Source organism: Aminobacter sp. LjRoot7 (assembly GCF_964252895.1).
GTDB classification, from domain to species: Bacteria; Pseudomonadota; Alphaproteobacteria; order Rhizobiales; family Rhizobiaceae; genus Aminobacter; species Aminobacter aminovorans_B.
On sequence record NZ_CAXUPX020000008.1, the window covers coordinates 277528 to 290842 of the forward strand.

The window sequence follows — 13315 nt, forward strand, 5'->3', positions numbered from 1 at the left end:
AAATCTGGCTACAATTCCGTACATTCCGGATGCGGATGTCCGCAATGAGCAGGAGCAATTGATGGACGGGCTTGGCGCGCTCAACGTCTTCATGCAGGCGGCGGAAACGCGCAGCTTTGTCGTTGCTGGCCGCCAGCTCGGCATTTCCGCATCCGCCGTCGGCAAGGCGGTGGCGCGGCTGGAGGACAGGCTGGGCGTGCGCCTGTTTCACCGAAGTACCAGGAGCATCACGCTCACCGCCGAAGGCAGCCTGTTCCTCGAGCGCTGCCGTCGCATCGCCGGCGAGTTCGAGGCGGCCGAAGAGGAGTTGTCGCAAGCGCGCGCCGCGCCGCGTGGGCCGCTGCGCGTCAGCCTGCCCGTCGCCGGCACCTTGTTCCTGCCTGTCCTTGCCGATTTCATGCGCGCCTGGTCCGAAGTCCGGCTGGAACTCGATTTCACCGACCGGCTCGTCGATGTCATCGAGGAAGGCTTCGACGTCGTGATCCGCACCGGCAAGGCCGCCGATTCCAGGCTGATGAGCCGCAAGCTCGGCGACTTCCGCCATCTGCTCGTTGCTTCGCCGGCCTATCTCGCCCGCTCCGGCGTGCCGGACACGCCGGAACAGCTTCTCGCCCACGCCTGCCTGCACCACCGCCATCCGGTCACCGGCAAGCTGGAGTCATGGCCCTTGTTGTGCGAAGGGACGTTGCTGGATCTCGACCTGCCGGTGGCGGCGATCGCCAGCACCGTTGAGGCGCGCATCCACCTGGCGATGCAGGGCTTCGGCATTGCCTGCCTGCCCGACTATGCCGTCAGGCACCAGATCGCTGACGCGACGCTGGTGCCTGTGCTCGAGCCCTTCCTCGACAATTGCGGCGTCATGCGCGCGCTCTGGCCTGCCGGCCCCTACCTCGCACCCAAGACACGCGTCTTCGTCGACTTCCTGGCCGAACGGCTGTTCGCCGGCTAGTCGAGCAAAGCCACGTCCAGCTGCGCCAGCCGGTCCGGATCAGCGACGGCGTCGATGCCGACGATCCTGTCGCCGTCGAGCTTGAGCATCAGCACGACGCGGAGCTTGCCCATCGGTGCGACCAGCAGGCCGATCGCGCCATCGACAAGTGCTGGCAGCGCGCCCTGCGCCCGGCCCTTGAAGCTTTGCGCCACGGCCTGTGCACCCCGCAGCTCGGCCACCGCGCCCAGCCGGGCGGCGACAGCGTCGGCGCGGAACACCACGTTGGGGTCGAGCACGGCCAGCAGACCGGCGAAATCGCCGCCGCGCGATGCGGCGAGAAACGCGTCGACAACCTGGCGCTGGCGCGTCCGGTCGGGCGCATGCGCCTCGTCGCTGCCCTGGACCCGGCGCCGGGCCCGGCTCGCCAGCTGCCTTGCCGCGACCGGCGTGCGCTCGACGATCGGCGCGATGTCGTCGAAGGACAGGTCGAACATGTCGTGCAGCACAAAGGCGATACGCTCGGCCGGCGCCAGCTTCTCCAGCACCACCAGCAGAGCCAGGCCGACGGCATCGGCCATCGCCAGCTCGCGCTCGGGATCGACGGCAGGGGTTTCGTCGGCAACTTCGTCGGGCCCTTCGGTTTCGAGCTGTTCTTCGCGCCGCGACTTGCGCTGGCGCAGCATGTCGAGGCAGACGCGCGCCACCACGGTCGTCAGCCAGCCCGAGAGATTGTCGATCTCCTGCGCGTCAGTGCGCGCCAGGCGCAGCCAGGCCTCCTGCACGGCGTCCTCGGCCTCGCTGGCCGAGCCCAGCATGCGATAGGCCACGGCGCGCAAATGGCCGCGATTGGCGGCAAATCGATCGGCCAGAAAAATTTCTTCGTTCATCGGTCACATTCCCTGCTGCTGTTCCGTCAAGGCCATGACGAACGAATCCCGGCCGATGTGACAGAGACTGTCGCGGGGCAGGCGCCGTCAAGATCGAATGGACCCGAACCCGACAAGGAAGACTCCCATGCAAGCTCGTATGACCAACCCCGCCATCCTGCTTCCCGATGCCATGCAGGCGCTGTTTGCGCTCAACAAGGCGACCGAGAAGGACGGCCTGTCCGAGGTGACGCGCAAGCTGGTTCACCTGCGTGCCAGCCAGATCAACAGCTGCAGCGTCTGCGTGCACATGCATTCGCTCGAACTCAGGAAGCTCGGCGAAAAGGACGACCGCATCTTCGCCGTTGCCGCCTGGCGCGACACGCCATGGTTCACGCCGGCCGAGCGCGCCGCGCTGGCACTGACCGAAGCCGTTACCCGCATCGCCGACAAGTCCGACCCGGTGTCCGACGACGTCTGGGAAGAAGCCACCCGCCACTATGACGAGAAGGCGATCTCGGCGCTGCTTCTCTGCATCGCGGCGATCAATGTCTGGAACCGCCTCAATGCCGCGGTGCGGCAGGTCGCGGGCGCCGCCTGGAACTGACCTGATACCAGGCCAAGGCGCTGCCCCTTCCGCCAGGGGCAGCGCCTTCCCGTTCTGACGTCTCGTTCACGCGCCTGATACGTTGTGCTCACGCCTGCATGGCAAGCTTGCCCGGTCATGTCAGTAGACGGGAGGCCGAGATGGCTTACTCAGTGCATTCCAGCCACAGACAGCAGACGACAAACCCGACGATCCGTTTCCTCCAGGCCACCACACGCCTCATCACCGCGATCGAGGCGTGGTACCGCCGCGCCCAGAGCCGGCGGATCATCGCCAACCTCAGCCCGGAGCAGCTGAAGGACATCGGCTATCCTGTCGTCGATGACATTGCCAGCCTCGAGGTCGAGGCCGGCCTCATGACCAAACTGCAATCGATGCGCTAGTACCGACCGTCGCAGGCAACACGTCACGGGTGGTGGCAATTGGCTGCCATCCCGCGACGGTGATCCCGCTACGCTACCTCTTGAAGCGCACCACCTCTTCCGAACCACGTGTGGCATCGCTGGCACTGGAGGAAAGCGGTGGCCGCGGGACCCAGACATCGTCGTCGTACGGCCATTGACCGCTCTCAAGCGTGCGCCAGCGTTTTCAACTACGGCGCGGTCCTCTTGCCTTGCCTGCGAATTGAATTCACCCTCGGCTGGGGCTGTTCAACCGAGGGACGGCGACGATGCGCGAAGCCCAGATCGCGATATTGATCTTTGTCTGCCTTGTCGTGGCCTCGCTTGGCAGCATGCTGACGCATGAGAGGTTGCCGACCCGGCATCGCCAGGACGACACCACCGGGGTGGTCAGACTTGTCGCCAACATCTTCGTGGTCATGACCTCGCTGGTCATGGGCCTGATGCTCAATTCGGCCCGGAACACCTTCGAGCAGATCGACCACAATGTGCATGATTACGCCACTCAGCTGATCCTGCTCGACCGCGCGCTGCGCGACTATGGCTCCGAAGCCGAAGACGCGCGCCAGCCGCTCATCGCCTATGTCCAGCGCATCGTCGACAACGAGACGAGACCCAGCAACGAGCCAGCGACCGTCGCCAACAAGCTGTCCGAACGGCTGATCGGCGAAATCGGCAGCCGGCTGCGCAATCTCAAGCCGGTCAACGCCGAACAGACGGTGCTATGGCAGGACGCGCGCCAAAATCTGCAAAAGGTGATCGAACTGCGCTGGACCCTGATCGAACGATCGGAAGGCACGATCCCACGGCTTTTGATCGTCATGCTGGTCGCCTGGCTTGTGCTGGTGTTTGCCAGCTTCGGCTTCCGCGCGCCGAGAAACGCCGTCGTTGTGACCACCTTCATCGCCTCGTCGGCGCTGCTCGCCGCGTCGCTTTACCTTGTCCTCGACATGGACGTGCCGTTCGACGGGCCGATCCAGGTTTCGCCGGCCCCACTGGAGCGGGCGCTGGCCGAGTTGAAGAATTAGCCCGGCCGAATCCGAAACCGCTGCCTGTATTGCGCCGGCGTAATGCCGGTATGGCGCCGGAACAGCCGGCGGAAGAACGCCGGGTCCTCGTAGCCGACGGTCTCCGCAATGGCGTCTGTCGCCTCAGTGGTGGCCTCCAGCATCTGCTTGGCCTCCTCGATACGCAGGCTTTGGACATAGTCGACGGGCGTGTAGCCGGTCGCCGCCTTGAAGCGGCGCTTGAAGGTACGCTCGGGCAGGCCGCTTTCGGCGACCATGCGCGTCACCGGGTTGGCGGCGGCGTAATTGTCGGCGATCCAGACCTGGCAGTCGCCGATCGCCGCATCCTCGTGGCGCCTTGGCTTCGCCATTGTGGCGAAGGGCAGCTGGCCGTCGCTGCGGTCGCCAAGCAGGAACACTTTTGCGATGCGCGCCGCTTCCTCCCTGCCGCTGTAGCGCGCGATCAGGTGCAGCGCGAGGTCTTCCCATGACGACGCGCCGCCGGTGGTGATCAGCCGTCCCTCGGGATCCATGTCGCAGACGATCCGCTCAGGCCGGAACCGCACCAAAGGATAGTTGTCGCGGAAGATGTCGGCGGCGATCCAGTGCGAGGCCGCGTCCTTGCCGTCGAGCAGCCCTGCCTCGGCGAGGAAGATCGAGCCGGTGCAGACCGAGCAGATCGTGGCACCAGCGGAAAGCTGCGCCCGCACCCAGGCCATCTCCTGGTCCCAGCCACCAGCCGCGCCGCCGTCGAGCGGCAGCGCCAGGTCGGTGACGATCACCACGTCGGTGCTCTTGGTATCGGCGAATGTCGCATGCGGCTGGATCGGCGTGCCGATGGCGCAGGTGAACGCCTCCTTGCGCCGTGCCACGATCTCGGCTGAGATGCGCCGTGCCCTGGTCTGCTGCCCGGTCAGCCGGTCCCAGATCGAGCCGACCGCCGACAGCACCTCGAACAGCCCGTACACCGCCGCCGGTGTCGTCTGCGGCAAGGCAAGCAGGCTGATGCGGAGAGGTTCGGCTTGCTGGGTCATGTGCCATGAGTGGCACGTATGCCTCGTTTTTGTCCAGTATCGCTCTCGCGGGCCAGCTTCGACGTCCCTAGTGTCCGTTCAAGCCGCCCAGCGGGCGCGAGGAGACCGAAATGTCAAACCACACCACCCCGACCAGCCGGCGCCGCTTCCTGCTTTCCGCAGCAGCAATCGCCGTCGTTGGCGCAACCCTCAGGAGCAAGGCGATGGCCAGCGAAACGACCACCACCAAGACAGTACGCGCCAATGGCGTCGAGATCGCCACCGAGGCCTTTGGCGACCCGTCGGCGCCGCCCGTGCTGCTGATCATGGGCGCCATGGCCTCGATGCTGTGGTGGCCGGAGGACTTCTGCCGCCGGATCGCCGCCAGCGGCCGCTATGTCATCCGCTACGACAACCGCGACACCGGTCTGTCGACCAAGTTCGCGCCGGGCAAGCCGCCTTATTCGATGGACGAAATGGCCCAAGACGCCATCGCCGTGCTCGACGCCTATGGCATCGACAAGGCCCATGTCGTCGGCATGTCGCTGGGCGGCATGATCGCCCAGATCCTGGCGCTGTCGGCGCCCGGCCGCGTCGCCTCGCTGACGCTGGTGTCGACGACGCCCATCGGCCTCGATCTCGACCTGCCGCCGCCGAGCCCTGCTTACATGGAGCATGCCGCGACGGGCGAAAGCGTCGACTGGTCGGACCGCGCCCAGGCGACCGGCTTCATCGCCGGCGAGGCCCGCGTGATTGCAAGCACCGCCCATTCGCATGACGCGGCGAAGACTCTCGCTTTCATCGAGCGCGACCACGACCGCTCGGGTGGCTACCTCTCGGCCACCAACCACTTCATGCTGACCGGCGGCGAGGGAGTGAAGGGCAAGCTTCCCGGCCTGAACGTGCCGCTTACCGTCATCCACGGCAGCGCCGACCCGATCTTCCAGATCGTCCACGGCAAGGCGATCACTGATGCGGTCAACGGCTCGACATATCTCGTCATCGACGGCGGCGGCCATGAGCTGCACGAGGACGACTGGGGCATCGTCATCCCGGCTATCGTCAAGAACAGCGCGGCACGCTGAGGCGAGGCACATCGCCCTGAGCGCCCGGTCCGCCGGGCGCTTTGGGCCAGACCGCGTCGATCGCGCGGACAGCGGCCGTAGCAGGCGCGAAACCCGTTCACGGCACCCGTCCGGGCGGCTATAGCAGTGCATCGCCGATGCATTGGAGCCTGACATGACCGCCACCACCGACACCGTGCTCGACCGCTTCCTCCGCTACGTCGTCATCGACACGCAGTCCGACGCCAGCTCGCCGACCCAGCCCTCGACCGAGAAGCAGAAGAACCTCGGCCGCCTGCTCGTCGAGGAGCTTCTGGCGATCGGCCTGACCGACGCCCATCTCGACGAGCACGGCTATGTCTATGCCACGGTGCCGGCCAACACCGACAAGCAGGTGCCGGTCATCTGCTTCTGCTCGCACATGGACACCGCGCCCGATTTCACCGGCACCAACGTCAAGCCGCAGATCCTGCGCAACTATGCCGGCGGCGACATCCGGCTGACCGGCGACCCGCAGCAGGTCATCCGCGTCGCTGAGCACCCCGAGCTCAAGAACCAGATTGGCAACGACATCGTCACCACAGATGGCACGACGCTGCTCGGCGCCGACGACAAGGCCGGCATCGCCGAGATCATGACGGCGGCGCAGTTCCTCATCGCCAATCCCGACATCAAGCACGGTGCGGTCAAGCTTCTGTTCACCGCCGACGAGGAGATCGGCCGTGGCGTCGACAAGGTCGATTTCGCCAAGCTCGGCGCCAAATTCGCCTACACCATGGACGGCGAGACCGCCGGCCACATCGAGGACGAGACCTTTTCGGCCGACGGCGTCGAGATCGCCATTTCGGGCGTCGCCATCCATCCCGGCTTCGCCAAGGGCCGCATGGAAAACGCCATCAAGATCGCCGGTGCCATCGTCGACCGGCTGCCGAAGGACCTGGCCCCCGAAACCACCGAAGGCCGCGAAGGCTTCCTCCATCCCACCGCTCTGTCGGGCTCGATGGAAAAGGCCTCGCTCAGCCTGATCGTCCGCGACTTCACCGAGGCGGGCCTCGCGGTCAAGGAAAAGCTGCTCGAAGACATCGTCAAGGACGTGATGAAGGCCTATCCCGGCTCGTCCTATGCCTTCACGGTCAAGGAGCAGTACCGCAACATGAAGGTGGTGCTCGACCGCCACCCCGAGATCGTCGAAAACGCCCTTGAGGCCGTCCGCCGCGCCGGCATGGAACCGGTGCGCGGCAGCATCCGCGGCGGCACCGACGGCTCGCGCCTGTCCTTCATGGGCCTGCCCTGTCCCAACATCTTCGCCGGCGGCCACGCCTTCCACTCCCCCCTCGAATGGGTCAGCCGCCAGGACATGGAAAAGGCGGTAAAGACGATCGTGGAACTGGCAAAGGTGTGGGAGGAGAGGGCGTAGGGGGCGGGGCAAGTTTGCCTGCGCCAGACGCGGACTCTCGGTGGCGAGTTCTTGTCTCGATTGGGGCCGCAAGCAGATAGTCAGCTTTCGGGAAGCCAGATGGCGAAAGCAGTCATCAGTTCGCGGCCGTGAGCGGGCCAGCTCGCCACTGAAGATGGAGTGTCGTCCCAAGAAGTGGACTTGAACAAGGCCTTGCACGCTTTCCCGAGCGGCGTTGCCGAGAGCATGGAGAATTTCATGACGGTCCCCCTGGTGGGCATGACCGCTACGGCCAAAAGGAGACTGCACCAGACTTCTCGACCGTAATGCTGGATAGGTTTTGGCACCGCACAGGCATTCTCGGCTCACGAGGCGAAAGTTATGCTCTTGCTCGTCACAGTTCGGGAACATCGCATGGACCTTCGCGCATTCATTGCCGGCCTGCCGAAGGTCGATCTCCATTGTCATATTGCCGATGCCATGCCGGTGGCGATGCTGTTCGACCTCGCCGAGGCAAATGGCGTCTCGCTCGCGCCGTACACGCAAGAGACGATCTACCAATCGGTGGATTTCGAAGACTACCTGGAGCGTCTCGCTGTCGTGTGTTCCGCGCTCTCCAGGCCGGAGGACTTTCGCCAGCTCCTCTTCGAGGCGTTGCGCAACATGGCCGGCTGCAATGTCCGCTATTGCGAGCTGTTCTTCAATCCAGACGACCACAGCCTTGCTTACCCGGCCATGCTCGAGGCGTATTGTGATGCGATAGATGCCGCGGAGGCTCGTTTTGGAATCCGCGCCAGATTGATTCCATCGATCAACCGGGCGCTGGGCGCTGCGCGCGGGATGGCAATGGTCGAAGACGTCATTCGCCATCGGCATGCACATGTCATCGGCATCGGCCTCGACAATAACGAGGTGCTTGGTCAACCGGGCCAGTATGTCGAAGCGTTCGATCGCGCACGCGCGCATGGCCTTCACGTCAGCGCGCATGCGGGCGAGCGTTTCGATACGGTTGAGTTGCGCGATGCCGTCGACCTGCTGGATATCCAGCGCATCGATCACGGTTATGCCGTGGTCGATGACCCCGACCTCATGTCTCGACTTCGGGAGAGCCGCATCCCGTTCACCGCTTGCTGGAGTTCCTGCGAACTGGTCAACGGCCGCGCGTCAGCCATCACGGAAATGCTGAGGGCAGGCCTCAATGTGACGATCAACACCGATGCTCCGGCAGCCTTCTCGACTGATATCAACCGCGAGTATCTGCTGGTGGCAGAAGCGATGGACTTCGGCGCGGCGGAAATTTCAGCCATCGCCCGGGCCGGTGTCCTGGCCTCCTACATGCCGGAAGACGACAAGCGCATGCTGCTGGCGGAAATCTCCGCCTATGCAGCGCAAATAAATGGTGAGGTAGAGCACCACCAATACATATCTGCATGAGTGATCAACACCAGTAGGCTTTGGTCCGCTGAAGAACCTGAGATGAAGCTAAGGTGCAATCTTCTGCAGAGCTTGGACGAACGCGCCTTCAAGGTGCTCCGGTCAGCCGTCGGATACCAGCTTCGCCGCCATCCCATCGGGCATAAGTAGCCGGCACGGAAAGTCAGCTTTCAAGTTGGATCGGCTTGAAAGCAGTCAACGCGTTCGGTGTGGCAAAGTCAGCTTTGCAGAGAGCACTTGCCTCCAAAACCAGCTATTCAGCCACGATCAGCCCGGGAGGCGCCCGCGAAACAACGTGGTGCCGTCCGTCAGGCGCGACCTCGAGATTTCCCGCAATCCAGCCTCGGTCATCCACGCGCGATACTGGCCTTCAGTGTACGCCTCGCCGTGGCGATAAAGGTTCAGGAAGGTGAGATTCAGAAAGACACCCTCGGGCGGGCCAAGGCGGTCGTCATCGACGACACCCCACCCCGCAATTGCGATCTCGCCTCCGGGTGCGAGGCAACGCGCCGCGTTCAGGATCGAACTGCGCGCCTGATCAGGCGGAAGGACCTGGACGACGGCCTTCAGGATCGCCAGGTCGTGCCGGCCGATCGATGGCGCGACAGTGATGTCGCCCTCTTCGACAACCACGTCGTCGGCACCGTATTCCGACAGGATAGCCGGCGCGACCGCTGCGACCGTTGGGAGTTCCATCAGCGTTGCTGCAATCTGCGGCCGTCGCTCGCGGAGGCCGACGAGAATCGTGCCTGCGCCCCCGCCGATGTCGATCACCGAACCGACCGCCTCAAGGTCGATCTCCTGGGCCAGGTGTCGGCCGAATATCACCCCGCCCGGTGCGAGCAGGCGGCTGAAGGCCGCCGCGGACTCACGGTCCGCTTCGGAAAAGTCGTGCAGCGCGGCCGGCCGGTTCTGTCGCAGCGACTCTGCGGTCAAAAGGTCGGCGCCCCATAGCTCGCGCAGCAGCGCATGGTCGCCGCCGCGATAGCTCGGCTTGGACGCGTCGAGAAAGGCCGCCGCTTCGGCCCCGTTGCGAAACTGGCCGTCTTCGACGTCGAGGAGACCGATGCTGGCGAGCGCGTAGAGCAGCCGCGACAGGCGATCGGGCGCGACGTTGAGCGCGGCCCCAAGACTGTCGGCAGTCGCGGTGCTGTCACCGAGCCGGGTGAAGATGCCGAGGTCCAGCCCGGCACGAAGCGCCAAAGCGGGGGGCACCGCTGCGATCAGCTTGTCGATCCGATCAGAATCCACCACGTCGCATCCCCCTCCGCGATCCAGGCCCGACTTTGAAGCAGTTCGCAAGATCGGAAGCAACCGGGGCAGTTTGCGGGCGAGTACGCCAGTGGCCGCGCTATTTCCCGCGCTTTTCGATCTTCAGGTTCGGGAGGTCGGGTCGCCTGGATTTCACCCCGGCCTCCTTCAAGGCCGTGTACCCCACCTTTTTGAGGAGCTTCTCTGTTTTGGCGCGCTCCTTGTCGAGGGCGCTCTCACCTTTGACCTTTGGCATCCGTCCTCCATTTTGTTTGTCGGCCGGCAAACAAGATCACCAGCGGTATCGCGCGCAACGTTAGCATTGGGGTCGCGGCAGAGATGACGTCAATGACTGAAATAAGTGCGTTGCCGAACTGGAGCCTGGGGCTGCCGGCTGTTCCCTCCCCCTTGTGGGAAGGGGCCGGCGATTCCTGCGCCCATCCTTCGACAGGCTCAGGATGAGGGCGGTGCTTGGGTGAGGGCGAAAACCCTAGATCACGTTCAGCTCGCGGAACGGGCGTCCATCGGCAATGCGCTGGTAGCCGAAGGCGGAGCAGTCGATGGTGCGGTAGGCGCCATGGACAAGAAGCTCGGCCAGCGCCTTGCCCACCGCCGGCGCCTGCTGCAGGCCGTGGCCGGAGAAGCCGTTGGCGAAGATGAAATTTGTCACCTCGGGATGCGGGCCGATGACGGCGTTCTGGTCGAGTGCGTTGTAGTCATAATGCCCGACCCAGGCCTGCGTCGCCTTGATCGCCTCGAAGGCCGGCACGCGGGTGGCCAGCACCGGCCAGATGACCTCTTCGAACAGGCCCCAGTCGGGATTGAAATCCTGCGGATCGGCGGCCAACTCGCCATCCTCGCTTTCGGCGCCGCCCGTGATGTAGACCGAACCCTCGGGGCGGACATAGACGCCGGAGGGATCGACCATCAGCGGCATGTCGGCGAATTTGTCCCGCGACTCGAAGACAAAGACATTGCGCTTGCGCGGCTCGACCGGCAGGGCAATGCCTGCCATGGCCGAGACCTTGCCGGCATTCGGCCCGGCGGCGTTGAACAGCGTTCCGGCCTCCAGCCGCTCGCCATTGGCAAGCGTGACTGCGGTGACGCGGTTGCCCGCACGCTCGATGCCCGTGACCTCCGCGGTGATCAGGTCGATGTTTTTGGTTTTCAGCGCCTTGCGGAACAGGCCGAGCATGGCATGCGCATCGAACCAGCCTTCGCCGCTGCGGCCGTAAGCGCCGGCGGAAATGCCCTCGGTCGAGATCCACGAAAAGCGCTTTTGCAGCTGTTCGGCATCTTCGAGCACGATGTCGGCGCCCTCGGCCATCTGGGCCTCGTGGTTCGCCCTGAGGATCGGCAGGCCGTTGTCGCCGGCGAGGATTAGGTAGCCGCCCTCGCGGAAGCCGATGTCGGCGTCGGGGCCGAACTCCTCCTTGAGACGCCGGAACAGGCCGAGCGTGAACTGCGACAGGCGGATGTTTTCGGGGATCGAGAACTGCTGGCGGATCGAGGCGCAGGACAAAGTGGTCGCGGCATTGGCGAATTGCGGGTCGCGCTCGATCAAGGCGATCGAACCGTTAAAACCCTCCTCGCGCAGATAATAGGCGATCGAGCTGCCGACGATCGCGCCGCCTGTGATGACCACGTCGTAGCGTGCCATGGAGTGTTCCCGTCTGTCTGTGATGGAGGACAAAAGCAGTTACGCCATCGCCCGGCAAGCCCTTGCAAGGGCCAGCATTGCCGGGCAAGAAGACCAGATGTCACATTCTCTACCCCGCCCGCGCCGCTCGGTGCTGTTCGTGCCCGCCACCAACGAAAAGGCGATCGCCAAGCTGTCGCAGCTTGCCTGCGATACCGTCATCTTCGACCTGGAAGATGCCGTGCTGCCCGAGCAGAAAGCCGCGGCACGCGACAGGCTGGCAAAATTCTTCGCCGAACGGCCGGCGGGCGCGCGCGAATATGTCGTGCGCATCAATGGCCTGAAAAGCGCGTGGGGGGCGGACGATCTCGCTGCTGCCAGCGGCTGGGCGACCGATGGCGTGGTGTTGCCCAAGATCGAGACGCCGCGCGACCTGCTGGAAGCCAATGACGTGCTCGACGAGGCCGACGCGCCCGACACGCTCAAGCTCTGGGCGATGATCGAGACGCCACGCGCACTGGTCAACCTGGCGGCCATCGCCGAGCTCGGCCGCGATCCCTCGGCACGGCTGTCCTGCCTGATCGCCGGGCTCAACGACCTTGCCAAGGACACTGGCGTCAAGCTCACGCCCGACCGCCGCTATCTCCAGCCCTGGCTGATGCAGATGGTGCTTTGCGCCCGTGCCGGCGGGGTCGACATGCTCGACAGCGTCTCCAACGATTTCCGCGATCTCGACGCCTTCGCCGCCGAGTGCGGCGAGGCTGCCGCCATGGGTTTCTCGGGCAAGACCGTCATCCATCCGGCCCAGATCGGCCCTGCCAATGCGGCGTTCTCGCCTTCAGCCGAGGCGCTTGCCGAGGCGCGCGCCGTCGTGGACGCCTTCGCGCTTCCCGACAACGCCTCACGCGGTGTAATCTCGCTCGGCGGCAAGATGGTTGAGCGGCTGCATCTCGTCCAGGCCGAGAAGGTGCTGGCGAGGGCTGCAATGATCGCTGAGATGACCGGAGACGAGAAATGAAACTCTACCGCTTCCTGACCGGCCCCGACGACGCCACCTTCTGCCACAAGGTCACGGCTGCAGTGAACAAGGGCTGGCACCTGTTCGGTTCGCCGACCTATTCGTTCGACGCCGAAACCAGGACGATGCGCTGCGGCCAGGCCGTGGTGAAGGATGTCGAGGGCCACGATTACGAAGCCGGCGTCACCAAGCTCAGCGACTATTGATTTTCGGAAGCTGCCGCTATTCGGCGGCTTCCTCCAGCCTTTCCATGTCTTCGTCGGACAGGCCGAAATGGTGGCCGATCTCATGGATCAACACATGGGTGACGATGTCGCCCAGCGTCTCCTCGTTCTCGGCCCAGTAGTCGAGAATGGCGCGGCGGTAGAGCGTGACGCGGTTGGGGCCTTCGCCGGTCTGCGGGTTCCAACGCTCGGCAATGCCGCGGCCCTCGAACAGCCCAAGCAGGTCGAACGGCGTTTCCAGCGACAGGTCGTCCATGATCTCGTCGGTCGGAAATTCGGCCAGCAGGATGACGACCTCGCCGGTCAGCTGGCGAAACTCCTCCGGCAGATGCGCATAGGCTTCGAGCGCCAGGAGCTCCATCTCCTCGATCGAGGGCGAAAGCTGGTCGTGCCAGGCGCGGGTCTTGTAAATGCGGGCCATTCTTTGTCCTTTTGGGGGCATATAGCCCTTTGCCGCCACGCTT

Annotated in this window: 16 protein-coding genes; 9 read left to right on the plus strand and 7 right to left on the minus strand. The window is 64.6% G+C overall.

The features are described from left to right. Nucleotides 1-61: 61 nt before the first annotated feature. Complete coding sequence (locus tag ACSQ3E_RS22190) at nucleotides 62-949, plus strand: LysR family transcriptional regulator (RefSeq protein ID WP_436124344.1); 888 nt, start codon at nucleotides 62-64, stop codon at nucleotides 947-949. Here ACSQ3E_RS22190 and ACSQ3E_RS22195 read toward each other — a convergent pair. Further along, complete coding sequence (locus tag ACSQ3E_RS22195) at nucleotides 946-1818, minus strand: sigma-70 family RNA polymerase sigma factor (protein ID WP_436124345.1); 873 nt, start codon at nucleotides 1816-1818, stop codon at nucleotides 946-948. The genes ACSQ3E_RS22190 and ACSQ3E_RS22195 overlap by 4 nt on opposite strands. A gap of 127 nt (nucleotides 1819-1945) precedes the next feature. On the opposite strand from ACSQ3E_RS22195, the gene ACSQ3E_RS22200 reads away from it, so the two are divergent. The 3 genes from ACSQ3E_RS22200 to ACSQ3E_RS22210 all read left to right on the plus strand — a co-directional run bounded on the left by ACSQ3E_RS22200 (nucleotide 1946) and on the right by ACSQ3E_RS22210 (nucleotide 3833). After that, nucleotides 1946-2404, plus strand: coding sequence for a carboxymuconolactone decarboxylase family protein (locus ACSQ3E_RS22200; protein WP_436124346.1), 459 nt, complete (start codon nucleotides 1946-1948; stop codon nucleotides 2402-2404). A gap of 140 nt (nucleotides 2405-2544) precedes the next feature. Then, on the plus strand, nucleotides 2545-2787 hold the full coding sequence (locus ACSQ3E_RS22205; protein ID WP_310325830.1) for a DUF1127 domain-containing protein: 243 nt from the start codon (nucleotides 2545-2547) through the stop codon (nucleotides 2785-2787). Between the two features lie 287 nt (nucleotides 2788-3074). Continuing rightward, on the plus strand, nucleotides 3075-3833 hold the full coding sequence (locus ACSQ3E_RS22210; RefSeq protein WP_436124347.1) for a DUF4239 domain-containing protein: 759 nt from the start codon (nucleotides 3075-3077) through the stop codon (nucleotides 3831-3833). Here the strand turns inward: ACSQ3E_RS22210 and ACSQ3E_RS22215 are convergent. Beyond that, nucleotides 3830-4846, minus strand: a complete 1017-nt coding sequence (locus ACSQ3E_RS22215; protein WP_436124348.1) for a GlxA family transcriptional regulator — start codon at nucleotides 4844-4846, stop codon at nucleotides 3830-3832. The two genes, ACSQ3E_RS22210 and ACSQ3E_RS22215, sit on opposite strands and share 4 nt — an antisense overlap. A 110-nt stretch (nucleotides 4847-4956) precedes the next feature. Between ACSQ3E_RS22215 and ACSQ3E_RS22220 the strand changes: the two genes are divergently transcribed. Then, on the plus strand, nucleotides 4957-5910 hold the full coding sequence (locus tag ACSQ3E_RS22220) for an alpha/beta fold hydrolase (RefSeq protein WP_436124349.1): 954 nt from the start codon (nucleotides 4957-4959) through the stop codon (nucleotides 5908-5910). Nucleotides 5911-6064: 154 nt separating this feature from the next. Then, entirely contained in the window at nucleotides 6065-7306 is a 1242-nt protein-coding gene (pepT, locus tag ACSQ3E_RS22225) for a peptidase T (RefSeq protein ID WP_436124350.1), read from the plus strand. Between the two features lie 80 nt (nucleotides 7307-7386). Here pepT and ACSQ3E_RS22230 read toward each other — a convergent pair whose 3' ends face one another. Beyond that, a complete protein-coding gene (locus tag ACSQ3E_RS22230; protein WP_436124351.1) occupies nucleotides 7387-7545 on the minus strand; it encodes a hypothetical protein in 159 nt (52 codons plus the stop codon). 154 nt (nucleotides 7546-7699) lie between these two features. Here ACSQ3E_RS22230 and add point away from each other — a divergent pair, with 154 nt between their 5' ends. Next, a complete protein-coding gene (gene add / locus ACSQ3E_RS22235) occupies nucleotides 7700-8719 on the plus strand; it encodes an adenosine deaminase (protein WP_436124352.1) in 1020 nt (339 codons plus the stop codon). A 267-nt stretch (nucleotides 8720-8986) separates the two neighbouring features. On the opposite strand, the gene ACSQ3E_RS22240 is transcribed toward add, so the two are convergent. The 3 genes from ACSQ3E_RS22240 to ACSQ3E_RS22250 form a co-directional block, all read right to left on the minus strand. Then, the gene (locus tag ACSQ3E_RS22240; RefSeq protein ID WP_436124353.1) at nucleotides 8987-9973 is read right to left on the minus strand and encodes a methyltransferase; all 987 of its coding nucleotides are present in this window, start codon (nucleotides 9971-9973) and stop codon (nucleotides 8987-8989) included. 97 nt (nucleotides 9974-10070) lie between these two features. Beyond that, entirely contained in the window at nucleotides 10071-10226 is a 156-nt protein-coding gene (locus ACSQ3E_RS22245) for a hypothetical protein (RefSeq protein ID WP_310329861.1), read from the minus strand. Nucleotides 10227-10460: 234 nt separating this feature from the next. After that, nucleotides 10461-11630, minus strand: coding sequence for an NAD(P)/FAD-dependent oxidoreductase (locus tag ACSQ3E_RS22250; RefSeq protein WP_436124354.1), 1170 nt, complete (start codon nucleotides 11628-11630; stop codon nucleotides 10461-10463). A gap of 97 nt (nucleotides 11631-11727) precedes the next feature. On the opposite strand from ACSQ3E_RS22250, the gene ACSQ3E_RS22255 reads away from it, so the two are divergent. Then, nucleotides 11728-12627, plus strand: coding sequence for an HpcH/HpaI aldolase/citrate lyase family protein (locus ACSQ3E_RS22255; RefSeq protein ID WP_436124355.1), 900 nt, complete (start codon nucleotides 11728-11730; stop codon nucleotides 12625-12627). Continuing rightward, nucleotides 12624-12833, plus strand: a complete 210-nt coding sequence (locus ACSQ3E_RS22260; RefSeq protein ID WP_115730099.1) for a DUF1737 domain-containing protein — start codon at nucleotides 12624-12626, stop codon at nucleotides 12831-12833. The genes ACSQ3E_RS22255 and ACSQ3E_RS22260 overlap by 4 nt, the downstream gene beginning before the upstream one ends. Before the next feature lie 16 nt (nucleotides 12834-12849). Here ACSQ3E_RS22260 and ACSQ3E_RS22265 read toward each other — a convergent pair whose 3' ends face one another. Then, a complete protein-coding gene (locus ACSQ3E_RS22265) occupies nucleotides 12850-13272 on the minus strand; it encodes a metallopeptidase family protein (protein ID WP_115730100.1) in 423 nt (140 codons plus the stop codon). Between the last annotated feature and the right edge of the window lie 43 nt (nucleotides 13273-13315).